We start from the raw sequence: 18811 nt of genomic DNA on the forward strand, positions 1-18811 counted from the left end.
CAGCGTCATAGTGGTGCCCAACATGCTGGGTGTCGCGGGGTTTGAGCAGGGGCCGGTGTTCGTGGCGACCTGTTTGATCGCCGCCTTCGGATCCTTGCTGATGGGGCTCTGGGCCAAGCTGCCGATGGCCATAGGCTGCGCCATCTCACTCACCGCCTTCACCGCCTTCAGCCTAGTGCTGGGGCAGGGACTGAGCATCCCGGTGGCCCTCGGCGCCATCTTTCTGATGGGGGTGCTGTTCACCCTGATCAGCGTGACCGGCGTGCGCCAGTGGATCCTGGACAACCTCCCCTCCGGCATCGCTCACGGCACCGGTATCGGCATCGGCCTGTTCCTGCTGCTGATCGCCACCAACGGCGTCGGCATGGTGATCAAGAACGAAGGGGCCGGCCTGCCGGTTCAGCTAGGTGAGGTTACCTCTTTCCCCGTCATCATGACGGTGCTGGGTCTGGCTGCCATCTTCGGTCTGGAGCGCCGCAAGGTACCGGGCGGCATCCTGATGGTGATCATCGCCATTTCCGCACTGGGGCTGGCCTTCGATCCCAAGGTGACCTGGCAGGGCTTCTTCGCCATGCCGAGCCTGACCGGTGAGAAGGGCTCTCTGGTTGGCAGCATGGATCTGCTGGGCGCCCTCAACCCCGTGGTGATCCCAACCGTGCTGGCGTTGGTGATGACTGCTGTGTTCGATGCGACCGGCACCATACGCGCCGTGGCGGGTCAGGCTGGCCTTATCAACGAACGTGGCCACATCATCAGCGGCGGCAAGGCCCTGACTGCCGACTCCGTCAGCAGCATGGTTGCTGGCGTGGTGGGTGGTGCACCGGCAGCCGTGTACATCGAGTCTGCCGCTGGCACCGCCGCCGGTGGCAAGACAGGTCTGACCGCTGCGCTGGTTGGCGTGCTGTTCCTGCTGATGATCTTCCTCTCCCCCCTGAGCTATCTGGTACCGGCTTACGCCACCGCACCAGCCCTGATGTACGTCGGTCTGCTGATGCTGGGCAACGTGACCAAGCTGGATTTCAGCGACTCGGTCGATGCGCTGTCGGGCATGTTGTGCGCCGTCTTCATAGTGCTGACCTGCAACATAGTCACCGGCATCATGCTGGGCTTCGTGGCACTGGTGGTGGGTCGTCTGTTTGCCGCCGAGTGGAAGAAACTTAATCCTGGCACCGTCATCATTGCGATAGCTCTGGTGGTATTCTACGCCGGTGGCTGGGCCATCTAAGGCTTCCGGTTAGCGTGAAGGGCTCCTGCGGGGGCCCTTTTTCATGGTTGTGAGCCAGCCAGCAGTTTCTCCCCACTTTCTCTCCCCTTGTTTCAGATTGGAACGAAGCCGCGTCTCTTGCTGTTTCAAATCCGAACCGGAACGACCGTCATTTTTATCCCGTGTTATCCCGTTAGACTGGCTTCATCAACCATCTGCCTACCCGTGCGGTGGCAAACCAAGGAGTGAGCCATGAAAAAGCTGATCAATGCCGTCGATGCCGTGGTCCGTGAACAACTGATGGGGATGGCTGCCGCCCACCCCGAGCTCAAGGTACGTATTGAACCCCACTACATCACCCGCGCCGACGCCCCCGTGATGGGCAAGGTGGCGCTGGTCTCCGGCGGTGGCAGCGGTCACGAACCCATGCACGGCGGTCTGGTGGGCAAAGGAATGCTGGATGGCGCCTGCCCCGGCGAAATTTTTACCTCCCCAACCCCGGATCAGATGTACGAGTGCGGTCAGGCCGTTGATGGCGGCGCGGGCGTGCTGTTCCTGGTGAAGAACTACACCGGTGACGTGCTCAACTTCGAAACCGCGGTCGAGCTGCTGCACGGCGACGGGGTCAAGGTGGGCTTCTCGCTGATCGATGACGACGTGGCGGTCAAAGACAGCCTCTATACCGCTGGTCGCCGTGGCGTTGCCACCACAGTGCTGTGCGAAAAACTGGTGGGGGCCGCCGCCGAAGCGGGCTATGACCTGAACCGCTGCGAAGCACTCGCCCGCCGCATCAACAACCAGAGCCGCACCATAGGCGTCGCCATGCACGCCTGCACAGTGCCTGCCGCCGGCAAGCCCTCCTTCACCCTGGCAGACAACGAGATGGAGTTCGGCGTGGGCATCCACGGCGAACCGGGCATAGCGCGCCGCCCCTTCACCGACCTCAATACCCTGGTGGACGACATGTTCGAAGAGCTCTCTGACAACACTCCTTATGGCCGAACCCTGCGCCACTGGGACAGAGCCTCCGGCAGCTGGCAGGAGGAGCACACCTTTATCGAGCCGCTGAATGCGGGCGATCGGGTCATCGCCCTGGTCAACAGCCTGGGCGGCACCCCCATCTCCGAGCTCTATGGCGTCTATGGCCGCCTCGCCACCCTGTGCGAAGAGGCGGGTATCCATCTGGTGCGCAACCTGATTGGCCCCTATTGCACCTCCCTCGACATGACCGGCATCTCCATCACCCTGCTCAAGGTGGATGACGAGCTGATGACCCTGTGGGATGCCCCCGTTCACACCCCAGCCCTGCGTCGCGGCTGCTAAGGAGCCTTTATTCTCATGCTAAGCAAACATCAGATCGTCAATTGGCTGCTCGACTGCGAGCATATCTTTGCCGAGCAGCGTGACTACCTCACGGCGCTGGATACCGACATCGGTGACGGCGACCACGGCCTCAACATGCAGCGCGGCTTTACCAAGGTGGCCGAGAAGCTGCCCGCGGTGGCGGACAAAGATATAGGTCAGGTGCTGAAAACCACCGGCATGACACTGCTCTCCTCGGTCGGCGGCGCCAGCGGCCCCCTCTACGGCACCTTCTTTATCCGGGCGGCGGCCAGTACCGACGCCTGTCAGAGCCTCAGCCTCAGCCAGCTTGGCAAGATGCTGAGTGACGGGGTCGAGGGGATAGTCTCCCGCGGCCGCGCCGAGCCAGGGGACAAGACAATGTGCGACGCCTGGTGGCCAGCGCTGGCCGCCCTGCAACAGGCCCAACAGCAAGAGCTCTCCCTCAATGATGCGCTGGACAAGGCAGTCGCGGCTGCCGCAGCCGGTACCGAGGCCACCATACAGATGCAGGCCCGCAAGGGGCGCGCCAGCTATCTGGGCGAGCGCAGCATAGGCCATCAGGATGCCGGGGCCACCTCGACCCTGTTGCTGCTGACCGCCCTGCGTGACAGAGCGAGGTTGTGACATGATAGGAATCGTCGTTGTCTCTCACAGCGCCATGCTGGCGGCCGGATTGAAAGCGCTGGCCGATCAGCTCGGCAGCCCGGCCAGATTGCTGCTGGCGGCCGGGGTCGATGACCCTGACCACCCCATAGGCACGGACGCCATCGCCGTGATGAGTGCGATTGAAGAAGCGGATGACGGCAGCGGCGTGCTGGTGCTGATGGACTTGGGCAGCGCCCTGCTGAGCGCCGAGACCGCCCTCGAACTGCTGCCCCCCGAGTTAAGCGCCCGGGTACGACTCTGCCCCGCCCCGCTGGTCGAGGGCACCCTGGCCGCCGTGGTGGCGGCCGGTTCAGGTCTGACGCTGGATGAGGTGGCCACCGAAGCGCTCGGTGCCCTGGGCCCGAAACAGGCGATGCTGCCCGCCAGCGCGGCGCAGGCCGCCACTGAGACGGCACCGGCAACCGACGACGGCTGGCTGCACTGCGAGGTGGTGGTGGATAACCCTCACGGCCTGCATGTGCGCCCCGCCGCTCGTCTGGTGGCCGCCCTCAAGCCCTTTGCCGCTGAACTCAAGTTGCAAAAGGGGGACAAAGAGGCCAACCCCCGCAGCCTGACCCGGCTCGCCATGCTCAACGTGCGCCAGGGGGACAGACTCACCCTGCTGGCGCGTGGGGAGGATGCTGATGCGGCTTTGAGCTGCTTCCAGCAGCTGGCAGCGGAACGCTTCGGCGACTGAGGCTCATATTGCTTTATCAAGGCCCCGCCAGTGCGGGGCCTTGTCGTTTTTTCTGCAAGGGCGTTTCTGTGCGTGACAGTTATCCGTGATAGTCGGCGGGACCCAGACCGATGAGCTTGAGCCGCCGCCAGAGGGTGGTGCGGCTGATGCCCAGTTGCCGGGCCATCAGGCTGACCTGTCCCTTGCAGGCGTGGGCGCTGCGCAAGATGGCTTGGCGCTCCAACTCCGCCAGGGTGAGCAGCGGCTGCCCCACCACCTCGTCCGCCACCAGCTGATGGCCGTGACGAATGGCGGCGGGCAGCGCCTCCGGCGGGATCAGCCCCTGACTGGCGTGGAGCAGCGCATGCTCGACCGCGCTGCGCAGCTCCCCCAGATTGCCGGGCCAGGGGTAGGCGAGCAGACAGTCGAGGGCCGCCGGACTGAACTGGCGCACCGGCTCGCGCCCCTGCGCCCCTAACTGCTGGCTGATAAGGCCGGGCAGATCGGCAGCGCGCTCCCGCAGCCCCGGCAGCCAGAGCTCGCAGGCTTGCAAGGCATAGAGCAACTGGCGACCGAACTGCCCCTCCTGCACCTTTTGCTCCAGCGGGGCGCTACTGGTCGCTATGATCCGCACCTTGAGCGGCAGCACGCGGGCCGAGTCGAAGCGCTGGATGCGGCCGGTCTTGAGCAGTTGCAGCAGCGCCGCCTGCATGGGGGCGGATAGACACTCCACCTGCTCCAGCACCAGGGTACCGCCGTGGGCCAGCTCGAACTTGCCCGCCCGCTCCTGCCCCGCCTCGTCGGAGCCCATCAGCTCCAGCGCCATCCGCTCGCTCGGCAGCGCCTGACAGTTGAGAGTAATGAGGGGCCCGGCGGCCCGTTCGCTGCCAAAGTGGATGGCCTCCGCCAGCTGGGCCTTGCCTACCTCCTCTTCGCCGCGCAGCAGGATCGGCCCCTGACTCTGGGCCGCCTGTCTGGCGTGGCGCAGCAGCTTGCGCATGGCGCTCGATTCCCCCACCAGCGCCGACAGCTCGGGCACCGTCTGCCGTAGCTGGTGAATGGCCCGCAGCCGATCGACCGGGTGCAGCAGGGCGATAAAGCTGACCCCCTCCGGCCCCGGCAACGGCTTGAGGCTCACCAGCGCATTGATAAACTCCCCCTCCTGTCCGCCGAGCCGCTCCAGCGTCACCTCCACATGACTCAGTGGCGTCTGCCCCTTGATGGCCAGCTGCAACCGCTGGGGCAGCAGCAGGTGCTGCTCCAGGGGCTGGCCGAGACAGAGCGCCGGATCGAGCCGCAGTCGGTTGGCCGCCAGCGCGTTGAGGTAGCGCAGCCTGCCCTGGGGATCCCAGGCCAGCACGCCGTCATCCATGCCGTCGAGCAAAGCGTAAAGCTCGCTCAGATGGTGCTGGGACTCCTGCATCAGGGTCTCCATCTGCAGCAGATGGGCCAGCTCGCGACCGGCGCTGACGGTGAGCGCCAGATCCCCGACCGTTGCCTCCTCCACCCGGCAGACCAGGGCCATGATGGCGACCTGACGGCCGTTGCTGTTGTAGACCGGGCTGGCGCAGCTGTGCCAGGGGTGCAGGGTCTGGTTGAAATGCTGGGGGCCGCTGACGCAGAGCGGCACTCCCTCCAGCGCCGCCAGATTGATGGCATTGGTGCCGATGCGCCCCTCGCTAAAAAAAGCGCCGGGGCCAAAGCCCAGGGCTTCGAGTTCTGCCAGCGTGTCGGGGTGGCCGGTGCGGGCCAGCAGACAGCCGCTCTCGTCGGTGAGCAGCAGGGCGCAGGGGCGTCCTTCCATGAATTCGTAGAGATCCTCGAGGGCCATCTCGCCTGTGGTGAGCAAGTCCCGCTTGCGCTGGCGCAGGCTCTGCAAGGTCTGCCCCTTGGCACTGTGGGGTGGATGCCAGAGGGTGGCGCTGGTCTGATGGGCGCAGCGTAGCCAGGAGGCCTGTAGATAGTCTGGCCAGGTTGGTTGCGGCTGGGAGGAGGAAGACAGGGTCACGGTGATGTCCGGCAAGTGATAAGCCCTTCATTTAACCACGCCACCCCGGCGGATTCAGTGACCCGCCTCAGGGAGTCGTCTCCTCGTCCATGGCGATGGCCGCCTCGGCAAATTGCTGCTCGAGCCAGTGACAGAAGGCGCGGCACTCCGGCATCCCTTCGCTCTCCTGGTGGATAAGCAAGCTCCACTGGGGCCCCTTGACCCTGCAAGCGGAGAGCGGCAGCAACTGCCCCTGCTCCCTGGCTGGTTGGGAGAGCCGTTCGCTCACCAGCGCCACCCCGAGCCCGGCGCTGGCCGCCTCCAGCAGCAGGCCGGGGTCGGAGAAGTTGAGCCCCCGGGTCTGCAGTTGCAGATCCTCCCCCCCTTTCAACGTCCAGTGGTGCCAGTCCAGCTCTCGCTCCCCATGGAGGGTAGTGCGCTGTGCCGCCGGTTGAGCCAGCACGGCAGGCGCGGCCACCAGCAGCAACCTGTCCGCCAGCAGCGGTTGATGGCGACACTCGGCCTGCGGCGCGAGATCCCAGCGCAGGGCGAGGTCTATGGTCTGTTCGGCCAGAGCGGGCACCTCGTCGCTGGTGAAGAGCCAGAGATCGATGTCGGGGTGCTGGCGATGAAACGCCCCCAGTCGGGGCAGCAGCCAGTGGCGGGCGATGGCGGTGCTGGTGTTGAGCACCAGCTGGTTCGGCTTGCGGTACTGCTCGAGACGCTGGATCCCCACTGCCAGTTGCAGCAGCACGCTCTGGGTGGTCTCCAGCAGATCCTGCCCCGCATCGGTCAGGGTGACCGAGCGCCCCTGCCGGTGAAACAGCGGTTGGCCGAGCAGCTCCTCCAGGGAGCGGATCTGCTGGCTGATGGCGGACTGGGTGAGGTGCAGCTCCTGCGCCGCCTGATGAAAACTACCGAGTCTGGCCGCCGCCTCGAAGCCCCGCAGCACGTTGAGCGGGGGCCAGTGTTTGAACATCATTGATTAGCTCCACTTATCACTTGCACTGAAAATCGATCGTTTGTTCGCCGTGTTATGTGGGAATAGTCTATTCCCATCGTCAGCAACCTTAATAGTACCTAATCAGAGAGGGAATATGCGGGAACAGGGAATAGTGGCAAAGGGCTGGTTCATGCCCGCCGAATGGTGCCAGCACGCCGCGACCTGGATGGTCTGGCCCCACAACAAGGCGCTGTGGGAATCCGGCTGGGGCGTCACCCTGGCCGAGGTGCAGCAGGACTTCGCCCGGGTGGTCAACGCCATTGTCCGGTTCGAACCGGTCAGGCTGGTGGTCGACCCTTCCGCGCTGGCCGAGGCGCGCGCCCTCTGTGACGGCAGGGTGACCCTGATCCCCCTCCCGGTGGATGACAGCTGGTGCCGCGACTCAGGCCCCACCTTCATCTGCCACCCCGAACTGGGCAGTGCCGGGGTGAGCTGGCGCTTCAACGCCTGGGGCGGCAAGTCGGTCCATCAGCTGGACGAGGGGTTGGCTCGCCGCATCCTCAATAGCCTGGAGCTGGAGTGTATCGGCAGCTTTCTGGCCAACGAGGGGGGCGCCATCCATGTGGACGGCGAAGGCACCCTGATCACCACTGAGTCCGTGCTGCTCAACAGCAACCGCAACCCGGGGATCAGCAAGGGTGAGATCGAACAGATCTTCGGTCGCCTGCTCGGTATCGAGAAGACCATCTGGCTGCCGGGGGATCCCGACCACGTCACCGGCGACATGACCGACGGCCATGTGGACGGGGTCTGCGCCTTCAGTCGCCCCAGCCAGCTGCTGGTGGATGCCACCCGGGATGCCGCCTCGACCTACGGCCTTGTGGTACGGGAGAACCGCCGCGCCCTGACGCTGGCCACGGATGCCAGGGGGCGCGCCTTCGAGCTGCAGGATCTGTACGACGCGAGCGAGGCCGTAGACACGGAGGCCGAGGTGTTCTGCGCCTCCTACACCAACTTCTACCTCGCCAACGGCGCCGTCATCATGCCCGCCTACGGGGTGGCGAGCGACCGGGAGGCGGCGGCTGTGCTGCAAGGCGCCTTCCCGCAAAGGGCTGTGGTGCCGGTCTCGATCAACCGGCTGGCCCACGGCGGCGGCGGCATCCACTGCATCACCCAGCAGCAGCCCGCCTGGCCGCTGCGGGGCTGAACGTTGCACGGCGGCGGCCAATCACAGGGGAGTAACCACATCATGATCAGGAAGGCACTCGGGTGGATGGGCTGCCTGGCCCTGCTGCTGAGCCTTGCGGCCGAGGCCGGGGAGGCCGATGCGGCAACAGGGGAGGAGAAGGTGCTGCGGCTCTACAACTGGGCCGACTACTTCGCCCCCGATACCCTCAGCGCTTTTACCAAAGAGACAGGGATCCGGGTCATCTATGACGTCATGGACAGCAGCGAGACCCTGGAGGCCAAGTTGATGGCTGGTCGCAGCGGTTATGACCTCATCTTTCCCGGCGATACGGTGGCGGAGCGGCTGATGCGGGCGGGCAGCCTGCAACCACTGGATCAGGGCAAGCTAGAGCACCTGGCGGACATAGAGCCCGGCTTGCGGCGGCTGCAGCAAGCCTATCCCCATTCACGGGATGCGGTAGTGCCCTACACCTGGGGCACCATAGGGCTCACCTATAACGCAGCCATGATCCGGCAGCGGATGGCGGATGCCCCGGTGGGCAGTCTCGACCTGCTGTTCAAGCCCGAACTGGCGGCAAAATTTGCCGACTGCGGCATCTCCATCATCGACTCCCCCGACGAGGTGCTGGCGGTGGTGCTGCACTATCTGGGGCGGGATCCCCACAGCGGCAAGGCCGAGGATCTGGATGCCGCGCTGGCGCTGCTCAAGGGGCTCAAGCCCCATATCCGCAAGTTCCAGTCCCAGCCGGTGACCCAGCTGGTCAACGGCGACCTCTGCCTGTCGCTGGGTTACAGCGGCGACATGACGCAAGCCAGGCGCGCTGCCGCCGAGGCGGGCAAGCGCAGCGACTTTGAATACCGGCTGCCGAAGGAGGGGAGCACCATCTGGATGGATACCATGGCGATCCCGGTGGATGCCCCCCATCCTGACTATGCCTACGCCTTCATCAATTTCGTGATGCGCCCGGCCAACATGGCGGCCATCACCAACAGCACCGGCTATCCTACCGCCAGTGCCAAGGCGAGATCCATGGTGGATGCCACCATGACGGCCAACCCGGATATCTATCTGGATGAGGCCAGCTACGGACGCCTCATCCCGGGCCAGGATCTGGCGCAATCCCAGATGCGTGCCCGCATGCGAGCCTGGACTCGCTTCAAGAGCAGCCTCTGAACCTCAGGAGTAGAAAGATGTTTTCCCGACGCCACGTATTGAAACAGCTGGTCGCCCTCGGCGCCATTGCCGGGTTCGGCAGCCTGCCCGGTGCCCGCTCGGCCTTCGCCGCCGGCGAGACTAGTGCCGCCGGCTGCTATCACATGCCGGAGGAGTCCTCGCCCCAGGCCCAGGTTTGGGTGGCTTTCGGCGCCAACAGCGATATCTGGGGTCGCAACTACAAGGACGTACAGGCCACCATAGGTCGGCTGGTCAGGGCCATGACCCCTTACACCCAGGTGTGCGTGCTCTGCCACGAGGAGGAAGAAGATCTGGCGCGCCAGCTGTGCGGCGAGCACAACACCCGCTTCATCCACGCCGAGCTGGATGACATCTGGCTGCGGGACACCGGCGGCGTCTTCGTGCAGGACGAGCAGGGCGCGCTCGGGCTGGTGGACTTCAACTTCAACGGTTGGGGCGACAAGCAGGAGCACAGCTATGACGCCAGGGTAGCCGCCCTGGTGGGCCGGCAGACGGATGCCCACTATTTGCAGAGCGAGCTGATCGGCGAGGGGGGCGGCATAGAGGTGGATGGCAACGGCACCGCCATCATGACAGAGAGCAGCTGGATCAACAGCAACCGCAACCCGGGCCTCACCAAGGCGCAGGTGGAGGCGGAGCTGAAAGCCAACCTGGGGCTGCGCAAGATCATCTGGCTGCCGGGGATCAAGGGCAAAGACATCACCGATGCCCACGTGGACTTCTACGCCCGCTTCGTGCGCCCCGGGGTGGTGGTGATCAACATGGATAACGATCCCGACTCCTACGATTACAAGGTGACCCGCCAGCATCTGGCCATCTTGCAGCAGGCGACGGACGCCGATGGCAACAAGCTGGAGCTGCATCAGCTGCCGCCCCCGCTGGGCGGGCGAGACAACAAATTCAGTCGCAGCCCGGACTTTGCCGCCGGTTACATCAACTACCTGCCCATCAACGGTGCCGTCATCGCCCCCCAGTTTGGGGATGCCAAGGCCGACCGTCATTGCCGGGATCTGCTGGCCCGCCTCTATCCGGGTCGCAAGATAGTGCAGATCGACATAGATCCGGTGGCCGCCGGGGGCGGTGGTATCCACTGCATTACCCTGCATCAGCCTGCCTGATGTTCTGACAAGGTTGATTCTTGCAGCGTGAAATACCATATGGGGCGCCTCGGCGCCCCATGTCATTGCTGTCGTCCGATGGCGCCTTGGTCAGATCCCCGTCATGCCGATCTCGTCGAGCTGAACGTGGGCGGGCTGGCGCAGGGTGTAGAGCACGGCCTCGGCCAGATCCTCTACCTGCAACCAGCCTGGCTTGCGCTCAGCGGCGCAGGCCGGGGGCGGCACCTGTACCAGACCGGGGCAGAGGGTATGCACCCGGATGCCCTGATGTTGCACCTCTTCGCGCAGCGCCTTGGCGAAGCCCAGCACGGCAAACTTGGCGGCGCAGTAGACATTGGCCCTGGCATAGCCGTTCTTGGCGGCCTGAGAGGCGATGTTGATGATGGTGCCATGACGCCGGGCCAGCATGTCCGGCAGGCAGGCCTGAGTCAGCAGGAAGGTCCCCTTGGCGCAGGTATCCATGACCCTGTCCCACTCGGATTCCGGCAGATCCTGCACCAGATAGTCGCTGCCGACCCCGCTGTTGTTGATCAGCAGATCGATGGGACCGAGCAGGGCGCTGGCCTGGGCATGCTGGGCGCGCACCTGGGCGCCGTCGCACACATCCAGCACCAGGGGCAGCACTCTCACCCCGTATTGAGCGCGAAGGCGATCGGCCTCTTGCTCCAGCAGGGACTGGCGGCGGGAGGCCAGGACCAGCTCCACTCCCTGACTGGCCAGTGCCTCGGCGATGGCCAGCCCTATGCCGCTGGCGCCGCCGGTGATCAGGGCGCGGGTTGCTCTCAGTTCGTTCATCTTGTGTTCCTCCTGAATGATGGAGGCATTGTGGCGGGGGGCGACCGGGGAGGGTAGAGGGGAGGCGGCGTTGGCTCGAACCTTGGTTCGGATTTGGGCCAAGGAGTTCGAACTTTGGTTCTAGGACGGCGTTGAACCCTTCAGGCTCGGGGCATCAAGCTGGGGTAGAAAACGAGACGCCGCCCAGGGGCGGCGTCTTGCATCAGGGCATCGGTTTGTCCTGAGGCGGGGCGAGCGTCGGCTCGGTAGCCGGGTGTTCGTCCTCCTTGATCCAGGCCTCCAGCAGGGTGTAAGCCACCGCCAGCACCACCGGGCCGATGAAGAGACCTATGATGCCCATGGCCAGTAGGCCGCCGATGACCCCGACCAGGATCAGGATCAGCGGCAGATCGGCCCCGCGCTTGATAAGGAAGGGGCGCAGGAAGTTGTCCATGGTGCCTGCCAGCATGGACCACACCAGCAGGAAGGTGCCCCAGGTGGTGTCGCCGCTCCAGTAGAGATAGCCGACGCTGGCCAGCAGCACCGGGAAGGGGCCTATCTGGGCGACGATCAGCAGGAACATCAGCACTACCAGAATCATGGTGTAGGGAATGCCGGCAATCAACAGGCCGAGCCCGGCCACCGAGGATTGCACTAGCGCCGTGACCACCACCCCCATGGCGACGGCCCGGATGGCCTGGGAGGCCAGCACGACGGCGTTGTCACCGCGCTGGCCCGCCAGCCGGTGGGCGAAGCGACGAATGCCGTCGGCCGCCTTCTCCCCGGAGTGGTAGAGCAGGCCGCAGATGGCCACCGTCAGCAGGAAGTGGACCAGCAACAGGCCGAGATTGCCGGCCTGGGAGGCGAGCCAGCGTGCGGTCTGGCCGAAATAGGGGGTCAGCTTGGTGAACAGCACCTGACCGCCGCTCGCCAGGATCTGTTGCCAGAACTCATACAGCTTGCCGCCGACCAGCGGGAACTGTTGCAACCAGAGCAGCGCGGGGGGTGGGGAATGGCTGATGCGGGTGCCAAGCTCGATCAGCATGGGGGCCTTCTCCGCCACGTTGGCCAGCGCCATGAACAGCGGGATAACGAACATCAGCAGCAGTATGCCGCTCATCAGCAGGGCGGCCAGGGCCCGTTTGCCCCACAGCAGGCGCTGGGCCATCTGCATCAGCGGCCAGGTGGCGATGGTGATCATGGTGGCCCACACCAGGGCGGGCAGGAAGGGGCGCAGCACCATGAAGCACGAGATGATGAGCAGACTGAGGAACAGCACCCCCAGGGTTATCTTGGCCAAATCCACTTTTTTCATAGGTATTGCATTCCCTTTAACGAGGGGTTGGGCCCCGGTGTGCGGAGCCGGGGTTGATGAGATCAAGGGACCACCAGAGGCCGGCGCTCAGCCAGAGCCCCAGGCTGCCGACCAGCAATCCCTGCCCCGCCAGGATCAGCAGGGAGCTGCTGGTGAGCATGGGCAGGGCGAGCAGCAGGCCGCCGACACCCAGGCACCCTATCAGCGCCAGCAGGACGCAACGGATGGCGGGCACAGGGTGTCGTTCGAGTGGGAACAGAGTACCCGATACCAGCCCCAGGGTGAACATGGCCAGCGCCCCCAGGGCGCTGGATTGGGTGAATCCGGCCCCCAGCAGGCTGGCGAGGATCAGGCCCCACCAGGCGAGCCGGCTGTTCGCCAGGGTGCAGAGCGGCGAGCGCAGGGTCAGCAAGAGGGCGCCGAGGCCCAGGCCAACCACTACATCCGAGATGAAGTGCACCCCGAGCCAGACCCGGGCCAGGCCGGCCAGGGCCGCCAGCAACAGGGCGAGCAGGATGCCTTGCCAGGCCCTGAGCCCCGGCAGCCAGCCCAGCAGCAGGCCCCAGAACAGCAGGGTGGAGGCGGTGTGGCCGCTCGGCATGCCGAAGCCCTGAGCGCTTCGCTGCGCCAGCGCAGGATCCAGGTGGAATGGCCTGGGCCAGCCGATCCCCTCCTTGAGCAGCTGCACCAGCAGGGTGAGCAGCACCATGGCAAACAGCAGCCGGTAGAACCTCGGCCAACCGAGCAGGGGCAAGAGCAGCAGGGCCAGCCCAAGCTGGACCGGGGCGCTGCCGAGCAGGTTGCCGGCCAGGGGCCAGCGGGCGTGCGGGCCAAGCCAGCCTTGCAGGCGCTGGATCAGCGGCAGCTCGGCCCGGTGCAGGGCGCTGCTGGCTCCGGCGTCGGTGGCGCTGAAGTCGGCCTGCCACTGCACCGGACTCTCGGGCACCTCTGCGAGCCTGGGGCCGAGCCAGTCGAGCTGCGCCGGGAAGCGACGCTGGTTGTCTGGCAGCCGGGCCGGTTCGATCAGCCTGGCATTCTGGATCTCGCCGCCGAGGTTGGGGGCCTGCAGTATTGAGACGAAGCCCGTGCCGATCTGAGCCTGGATGGGATCCTGGGTCTGGCAGGCGAATAGTTGGGCCCGCTGCCAGCGCCCGAGATCGGCGGTGATGCGGCCGTGCAGCCCTGTCTCCTCGAACAATTCCCGCAGGGCCGCCTGCTCGGGGGTCTCCCCAGCATCTATATAGCCGCCGCTCAGGCTGTAGCGCCCGGAGATCCTGTCTTGCACCAGCAACAACTGTTGCTGGTGGCGGATCACGCAGGCGGCCGCACTGGGGGCCGTTTGGGCGGCCTGGACGGCGAGCAGCGGCGACAGCAGCAGCAACAGGAAAAAAAAGGCGCGGATCATGGCGGGTCCATGGGGTTGACGACTGGGGCAAGGGTCACAGAAATCAGATACTTGGGCAATGAATTCCTGATGAAATCCCGGCCGAAGCGGCGCAGTTCGGGCCCAAATCGAGCCACAAGGATTGCCGTCGGCCGAGGCAGTCCCTACTATTGGCGGCTATTGTTCTTCTCATTCAACACTGCTTGGGGCCTTCCATGCGACAGATTGGTTTTTTCTTGGGGATAGGCATTGGCGTCATCCTGATACTCTTTGGCAGCATCGTCATCTTTCAGGCCTTGCCCGCCGCACTGGACGTGCTGGAGATGCCGAGCCGCATCCCCTTCGTGCGTGAGGTTTACACCTGGCTGATGACCAGCGCCAGCGGCCTCACCAACCAGCTCGAGCAGAATTTCCTGGAGGCATTCCAGACGGTGCTCAAGCTGATACTGCTGATCACCTTCCTGTGGGTCTGCGTCAAGCTGGTCAACATGGGGGTGTTGATCATCCGGGCCGGCGTCGACCTCATTCGCACCGCCATCGAGCACAGCGAAGGGGCCGAGACCAAGCAGGTCGAGCAGGATCGCCATCTTTAAGGATCCACTGCCTATACGCAGATAAACAACAGGCCACCCCAGGGTGGCCTGTTTTCATGGTGGGATATTCCACCAGAAATCAGTTCAGCAGTTTCTCGAGCTCTGCCTCGGCGTCTGCCCTGGCCTGGTCGCCCGGCTCTGCGGCCTTGACGGTATCGGCCAGGGCCTTGCTGGCTTGCTGCTGCACGGTGGCGGTAGCGTTGCTGACCGCCTGCTTGGCAGTGTCGGCGACGGCCTTGCTGGCCTGCTGCTGCGCCGTGGTGGTGGCATTGTCGGCCGCCTGCTTGGCGGGTTCGGTCACGGCCTTGCCGGCCTGTTGCTGCGCAGTGGAGGTAGCGTTGCTGACCGCCTGCTTGGCGGGTTCGGCCACGGCTTTGGCCGCCTGCTGCTGGGTGCTGGCGGCGGAGCTGCTAACGGCTTGCTTGGTGGTGTCGGCCATGGCTTTGGTCGTTTGCTGCTGCACCGTGGCGGTGGTGTCGCTGACCGCCGGTTTGGTTGTGTCGGCGACGGCCTTGCTGGCCTGCTGCTGCACAGTGGTGGTGGTGTTGCCGACCGCCTGCCTGGCGGTGTCGGCCACTGTCTTGGTCGCTTGCTGTTGGGTACTGGCAACGGCACTGCTCACCGCCAGCTTGGCGGAATCCGTCACGGCCTGGTTGGCCTGCTGCAGGGTGCCGGTGGCGCTCTTGCTCACTTGCTGCTGCACCGCGCCGGTGGCGCTGCCGACCGCTTGCCTGGCGGAGCCCGTTATCGCCTGGGCTGCGCTCTGCTGCAGGTTACCCATCATGTTGCCGAGCAGGGAACCTCCGGATCCTGTCATGGCCTGGCCGACGCCGTTGAGGGCGGTGGCCGTGGTGTCACTCTGGCTCTGCCAATCCTGCATGGCGCTCGGCCAGCTCGGGGTGGCCGCCGTCAGGTTCTCACCAAACACCTGGGTGGCGCCATCCTTCTTCTGCAGCATGACGGAGAGCTGGTTGGTCTCGGCGTTCCACACCATGCCCGCCTGCTTGGCGGCATCCGGCACCGGGGCGTAGCGAGAGACCACGTAGAACAGTGGCCCCTCCTGCTGCAACTCGTTGGCGGTCTTGAGCAGCTGCATGGTGCTGTCGTAATTGGGTCCCAGCATGGCGGTCATCCGATCCTTGATGATCGGCTGCTCGAACAGGTTGGCTTCGTTCGGATCGAAACCGACCAGGGGCTTGAGCAGTGCCCACATCAGCTGGCTGGTGGGGCTCATCAGCAGCAGGGGGGCAACGCAGGCGGACAACATCAGGCTCAGGCAGGCAGCCTTGAGCAACGGCATGATACGCATCGACGACATATCCAAGTAATTATTTGATTAATATGGGGTTATGCTGTCATGTCCCGACAACATCACCTGAACTGGGCCGCCCCTTCCACCATGGAAGCGACGGGCGCAGGCAGGCTACCATATTGCTTCCGGAATGCCAGACGGGCCGACATTTATTGGTCAAGTCGGCGACCCGGATGGTCGCCTTGGGAGATCAGGCTTCCGTTGTCACAGGTGTTTTCCCATGATCCGATCCTTGTTCTGTCTGCTTGCCCTGAGTGCTCTAACCCCCGCCCTTGCCGCCCCCAATACCCTGACCCATTCGGTGGGCACGGATCTGGTGCTGCCCCTCGGCTCACTGCCCGAGCGGGTCTGCTGGTATCAGGATCAGAAATACTTCCAGGGCGCCCGCATCCAGCAGGGGGATGTCTGGCTGGAGTGTGGTCCCCAGCACGTGCTGGAGAGCAAGGGCCCCCTGGCCTGGCACGAGCCTCAGCTGCGCCGGCCCGCCGCCGAAGAGAGTGGCAACCGGGAGACGATCAGGGCGGGTCAGTGAGCCTTTTCTTGATCCAGCTACAGACATGGGCGTGACCTCTGTCGCATAATGCGGCTCTTTCTTCTCTTGGGTGGGATCTAAGCAATGGCTCGTCGCTCTTCCAATATGCAACGTCGTCGTAGTAGCTGGTGGTACAAACGCCTATTGGTACGTGAGCGGGCAGAGCGCGAAGCGCGTTCCGTTCGGGATTAATGATTAATTGGAAAACGGGGCCTTAGGGTCCCGTTTTTATATCTTGTCCGTGGGTGGCAGGAGTTCGTCGCTCTTCCACTCCTTGTTGATATCCAACGTCGTCGCAGTGCTGGTGGTACAAACGCCTATTGGTACGGGAGCGGGCAGAGTGCGAGGGCGCTGTGTTTGGAATTGATGATTAATTGGAAAACGGGGCCTTAGGGGCCCGATTTTATATTTCGTTTAGAGCGTAAAAAGGAGGCCGATTGGCCTACTTTTTTATTGTCTGTCAGAGGGTTAGCGCTGCAAGGCGGCCAGTGCCAGCGCAACCCGCTTGGCGTATTCCGGATCCGCCTGCTCGAAGTGCTTGAGCTGGGCCTGGACGATGGCGTCATCCTCCACATGGATGAGGGAGCGCGCCAGGTTGGCGGCGAGCCGCGAGCGCTGGCCCTCGTCCATGATACGGAACAGGTTGCCCGGCTGGCTGTAGTAGTCGTCATCGTAGTCACGAAAATCGTAGTGCAGGGCGGCTCCCTCCAGACTCAGGGCCGGCTCCTGCTGCCCGCTCGGTTGCTGGGTGCCGAAACGGTTCGGCTGGTAGTTCGGGCTGGCGCCGCCGTTGCTGTCCGCTCGCATGGCACCGTCGCGGTGGGCACCATGGTGGAAGGGGCAGCGGGGGGCGTTGACCGGCAGCAGGCCGTGGTTGACCCCGAGGCGGTAGCGCTGGGTATCGCCGTAGGAGAACAGCCGACCCTGTAACATACGATCCGGTGAAAAGCCGATGCCGGGCACCACGTTGGCCGGGGTGAAGGCCGCCTGCTCCACGTGGGCGAAGTAGTTGTCCGGGTTCTGGTTGAGCTCGAGCACCCCGACCGGGATCAGCGGGTAATCCTGGTGCGGCCACACCTTGGTGAGATCGAAGGGGTGGATCTCGTAGCTTTGGGCCTCGGCCTCCGGCATCACCTGCACATAGACCTTCCAGCGCGGGAAGTCGCCGCGATCGATGGCGTTGAACAGATCCGCCTGGCTGCTCTCTCTATCCTGGCCGACAACGTTGGCGGCCTCCTCATCGGTGTAGAAGCTGTGGCCCTGCTCGGTCTTGAAGTGGAACTTGACCCAGAAGCGCTCGTTGGCGTCGTTGATAAAGCTGAAGGTGTGGCTGCCGTAGCCGTTCATCTCCCGCAGGCTCTTGGGGATGCCGCGATCGCTGAACAATGTGGTGATCTGGTGCAGGGATTCCGGGTGGCGGGACCAGAAGTCCCAGGCGGCGGTGGCGCTGCGCAGGTTGGTGCGGGGATCCCGCTTCTGGGTGTGGATGAAGTCCGGGAATTTCAACGGGTCGCGGATGAAGAACACCGGGGTGTTGTTGCCCACCAGATCCCAGTTGCCCTGCTCGGTGTAGAACTTCAGGGCGAAGCCGCGCACATCGCGCTCGGCATCGGCGGCCCCCTTCTCACCGGCGACCGTGGAGAAGCGCAGGAACACCGGGGTCTGCTTGCCGACAGCGTTGAACAGATCGGCCTTGCTGAACTGGCTGATGTCGTGGGTGACGGTGAAGGTGCCGTAGGCGCCCGAGCCCTTGGCGTGCACCACCCGCTCCGGGATCCGTTCCCGATCGAAGTGGGCCAGCTTTTCCATCAACCAGATGTCTTGCATCAGCACCGGGCCACGGGGGCCGGCGGTCAGGCTGTTGTTGTTGTCGACGACGGGGGCACCGTTGGCGCTGTGCAGGGTCTTGTCAGTCATGGGGCATCTCCTTGTGATGATGGAGGCACGATACGGCAAGGGGCGCGAGCGGGGCCAATCGGTCAGCTCTAAGTGTTTGATAGGTAGCCCTAATGGAGTTGGCTACGGACACAAAGGGCGCTATTTTGGACGGACGTTCATGGATCAGGGAGGAGAGGGGATGATTGATATCAGGATTCGTCAGGCGGAGGCCGGGGATGCCCAGGGGCTGCGGGATCTCTATGCCATGCCAAAGGCTCAGGCAGGCACCCTGCAGATGCCCTATCCGACCCTGGCCATGTGGCAGAAACGGTTGGCGGAGCGTAGCGGCTACGGCCTGGTGGCCATAGTGGATGAGCTGCTGGTCGGCGATCTGGGGCTCTGGCTCGAGCCGAATCCACGTCGTCGCCATGTGGCTGGCATCGGCATGGGGGTCCGGGATGACTGGGCCGGCCGCGGCGTGGGCTCGGCCCTGCTGGGGGCGGCGGTGGATCTGGCGGACAACTGGCTCAACCTGCAGCGGCTCGAGCTGACGGTCTACAGCGACAACGCGGCCGCCATCGCGCTCTACCACAAGTTCGGCTTCGAGCAGGAGGGGGGCTCGCCCGCCTATGCGTTTCGCGAAGGGCGTTTCGTCGATGTTTTGCATATGGGGCGGGTCCGCCTGCCGTGAGAGCCAGTGAGAGTGCTATGAGAGTGAAGCAG

Annotated in this window: 17 protein-coding genes; 10 read left to right on the forward strand and 7 right to left on the reverse strand. The window is 64.5% G+C overall.

The annotated features are described in order from the left end of the window. From LG30_RS0105605 to dhaM, 4 genes are all read left to right on the forward strand, one after another. A partial coding sequence (locus tag LG30_RS0105605) for an NCS2 family permease (RefSeq protein WP_033129738.1) occupies window positions 1-1225 on the forward strand: 1225 nt, incomplete at its 5' end. A gap of 231 nt (window positions 1226-1456) precedes the next feature. After that, window positions 1457-2527, forward strand: a complete 1071-nt coding sequence (gene dhaK, locus LG30_RS0105610) for a dihydroxyacetone kinase subunit DhaK (RefSeq protein WP_033129739.1) — start codon at window positions 1457-1459, stop codon at window positions 2525-2527. 15 nt (window positions 2528-2542) lie between these two features. Beyond that, window positions 2543-3172 carry a dihydroxyacetone kinase subunit DhaL gene (dhaL, locus tag LG30_RS0105615; RefSeq protein ID WP_033129740.1) on the forward strand — a complete coding sequence of 210 codons (630 nt, stop codon included), beginning with the start codon at window positions 2543-2545 and terminating at the stop codon, window positions 3170-3172. 1 nt (window position 3173) lies between these two features. Further along, entirely contained in the window at window positions 3174-3890 is a 717-nt protein-coding gene (gene dhaM / locus LG30_RS0105620) for a dihydroxyacetone kinase phosphoryl donor subunit DhaM (protein WP_033129741.1), read from the forward strand. Between the two features lie 79 nt (window positions 3891-3969). Here dhaM and dhaR read toward each other — a convergent pair whose 3' ends face one another. Together dhaR and LG30_RS0105630 are read right to left on the reverse strand one after the other, a co-directional pair. Beyond that, window positions 3970-5892 (reverse strand): dihydroxyacetone kinase operon transcriptional regulator DhaR, encoded by a 1923-nt coding sequence (gene dhaR / locus LG30_RS0105625; protein ID WP_374941471.1) that lies wholly within the window; start codon window positions 5890-5892, stop codon window positions 3970-3972. Window positions 5893-5944: 52 nt separating this feature from the next. Further along, window positions 5945-6838, reverse strand: a complete 894-nt coding sequence (locus LG30_RS0105630; protein ID WP_033129742.1) for a LysR substrate-binding domain-containing protein — start codon at window positions 6836-6838, stop codon at window positions 5945-5947. A gap of 115 nt (window positions 6839-6953) precedes the next feature. Between LG30_RS0105630 and LG30_RS0105635 the strand changes: the two genes are divergently transcribed. Genes LG30_RS0105635 through LG30_RS0105645 form a run of 3 tightly spaced genes read left to right on the forward strand, consistent with a single transcriptional unit; the run spans window position 6954 to window position 10300 of the window. Then, complete coding sequence (locus LG30_RS0105635; protein ID WP_033129743.1) at window positions 6954-8006, forward strand: agmatine deiminase family protein; 1053 nt, start codon at window positions 6954-6956, stop codon at window positions 8004-8006. Window positions 8007-8048: 42 nt separating this feature from the next. Then, complete coding sequence (locus LG30_RS0105640; RefSeq protein WP_033129744.1) at window positions 8049-9161, forward strand: extracellular solute-binding protein; 1113 nt, start codon at window positions 8049-8051, stop codon at window positions 9159-9161. 17 nt (window positions 9162-9178) lie between these two features. Continuing rightward, window positions 9179-10300 carry an agmatine deiminase family protein gene (locus LG30_RS0105645; RefSeq protein WP_033129745.1) on the forward strand — a complete coding sequence of 374 codons (1122 nt, stop codon included), beginning with the start codon at window positions 9179-9181 and terminating at the stop codon, window positions 10298-10300. A 90-nt stretch (window positions 10301-10390) separates the two neighbouring features. Here LG30_RS0105645 and LG30_RS0105650 read toward each other — a convergent pair whose 3' ends face one another. The 3 genes from LG30_RS0105650 to LG30_RS0105660 all read right to left on the reverse strand — a co-directional run bounded on the left by LG30_RS0105650 (window position 10391) and on the right by LG30_RS0105660 (window position 13794). Further along, window positions 10391-11095 (reverse strand): SDR family oxidoreductase, encoded by a 705-nt coding sequence (locus LG30_RS0105650; protein WP_033129746.1) that lies wholly within the window; start codon window positions 11093-11095, stop codon window positions 10391-10393. A gap of 202 nt (window positions 11096-11297) precedes the next feature. Further along, the gene (gene ydiK, locus LG30_RS0105655) at window positions 11298-12395 is read right to left on the reverse strand and encodes an AI-2E family transporter YdiK (protein ID WP_033129789.1); all 1098 of its coding nucleotides are present in this window, start codon (window positions 12393-12395) and stop codon (window positions 11298-11300) included. A 10-nt stretch (window positions 12396-12405) separates the two neighbouring features. Further along, entirely contained in the window at window positions 12406-13794 is a 1389-nt protein-coding gene (locus LG30_RS0105660) for an NUDIX hydrolase (protein ID WP_033129747.1), read from the reverse strand. Between the two features lie 194 nt (window positions 13795-13988). On the opposite strand from LG30_RS0105660, the gene LG30_RS0105665 reads away from it, so the two are divergent. Further along, a complete protein-coding gene (locus LG30_RS0105665) occupies window positions 13989-14366 on the forward strand; it encodes a hypothetical protein (RefSeq protein WP_033129748.1) in 378 nt (125 codons plus the stop codon). A gap of 79 nt (window positions 14367-14445) precedes the next feature. Here the strand turns inward: LG30_RS0105665 and LG30_RS0105670 are convergent, their stop codons facing one another. Then, a complete protein-coding gene (locus tag LG30_RS0105670) occupies window positions 14446-15675 on the reverse strand; it encodes a hypothetical protein (RefSeq protein ID WP_033129749.1) in 1230 nt (409 codons plus the stop codon). 223 nt (window positions 15676-15898) lie between these two features. Between LG30_RS0105670 and LG30_RS0105675 the strand changes: the two genes are divergently transcribed. Next, the gene (locus tag LG30_RS0105675) at window positions 15899-16210 is read left to right on the forward strand and encodes a DUF1496 domain-containing protein (protein ID WP_033129750.1); all 312 of its coding nucleotides are present in this window, start codon (window positions 15899-15901) and stop codon (window positions 16208-16210) included. 468 nt (window positions 16211-16678) lie between these two features. On the opposite strand, the gene LG30_RS0105680 is transcribed toward LG30_RS0105675, so the two are convergent. After that, on the reverse strand, window positions 16679-18127 hold the full coding sequence (locus LG30_RS0105680; protein ID WP_033129751.1) for a catalase: 1449 nt from the start codon (window positions 18125-18127) through the stop codon (window positions 16679-16681). A 163-nt stretch (window positions 18128-18290) separates the two neighbouring features. Between LG30_RS0105680 and LG30_RS0105685 the strand changes: the two genes are divergently transcribed. Continuing rightward, on the forward strand, window positions 18291-18779 hold the full coding sequence (locus tag LG30_RS0105685) for a GNAT family N-acetyltransferase (RefSeq protein ID WP_033129790.1): 489 nt from the start codon (window positions 18291-18293) through the stop codon (window positions 18777-18779). Window positions 18780-18811: the final 32 nt, after the last annotated feature.

Origin of the sequence: Aeromonas aquatica, assembly GCF_000764655.1 — a bacterium.
Classification (GTDB): domain Bacteria; phylum Pseudomonadota; class Gammaproteobacteria; order Enterobacterales; family Aeromonadaceae; genus Aeromonas; species Aeromonas aquatica.

What these genes read in the sequence shown, in the direction of transcription:
- LG30_RS0105640 (WP_033129744.1), top strand. Translation starts at nt 8,049, where the DNA reads ATGATCAGGAAGGCACTCGGGTGGATGGGCTGCCTGGCCCTGCTGCTG.
- LG30_RS0105675 (WP_033129750.1), top strand. Translation starts at nt 15,899, where the DNA reads ATGATCCGATCCTTGTTCTGTCTGCTTGCCCTGAGTGCTCTAACCCCC.
- LG30_RS0105630 (WP_033129742.1), bottom strand. Translation starts at nt 6,838, where the DNA reads ATGATGTTCAAACACTGGCCCCCGCTCAACGTGCTGCGGGGCTTCGAG.
- dhaK (WP_033129739.1), top strand. Translation starts at nt 1,457, where the DNA reads ATGAAAAAGCTGATCAATGCCGTCGATGCCGTGGTCCGTGAACAACTG.
- LG30_RS0105680 (WP_033129751.1), bottom strand. Translation starts at nt 18,127, where the DNA reads ATGACTGACAAGACCCTGCACAGCGCCAACGGTGCCCCCGTCGTCGAC.
- LG30_RS0105670 (WP_033129749.1), bottom strand. Translation starts at nt 15,675, where the DNA reads ATGCGTATCATGCCGTTGCTCAAGGCTGCCTGCCTGAGCCTGATGTTG.
- LG30_RS0105665 (WP_033129748.1), top strand. Translation starts at nt 13,989, where the DNA reads ATGCGACAGATTGGTTTTTTCTTGGGGATAGGCATTGGCGTCATCCTG.
- LG30_RS0105635 (WP_033129743.1), top strand. Translation starts at nt 6,954, where the DNA reads ATGCGGGAACAGGGAATAGTGGCAAAGGGCTGGTTCATGCCCGCCGAA.
- LG30_RS0105650 (WP_033129746.1), bottom strand. Translation starts at nt 11,095, where the DNA reads ATGAACGAACTGAGAGCAACCCGCGCCCTGATCACCGGCGGCGCCAGC.
- LG30_RS0105645 (WP_033129745.1), top strand. Translation starts at nt 9,179, where the DNA reads ATGTTTTCCCGACGCCACGTATTGAAACAGCTGGTCGCCCTCGGCGCC.
- LG30_RS0105660 (WP_033129747.1), bottom strand. Translation starts at nt 13,794, where the DNA reads ATGATCCGCGCCTTTTTTTTCCTGTTGCTGCTGCTGTCGCCGCTGCTC.
- dhaM (WP_033129741.1), top strand. Translation starts at nt 3,174, where the DNA reads ATGATAGGAATCGTCGTTGTCTCTCACAGCGCCATGCTGGCGGCCGGA.
- dhaL (WP_033129740.1), top strand. Translation starts at nt 2,543, where the DNA reads ATGCTAAGCAAACATCAGATCGTCAATTGGCTGCTCGACTGCGAGCAT.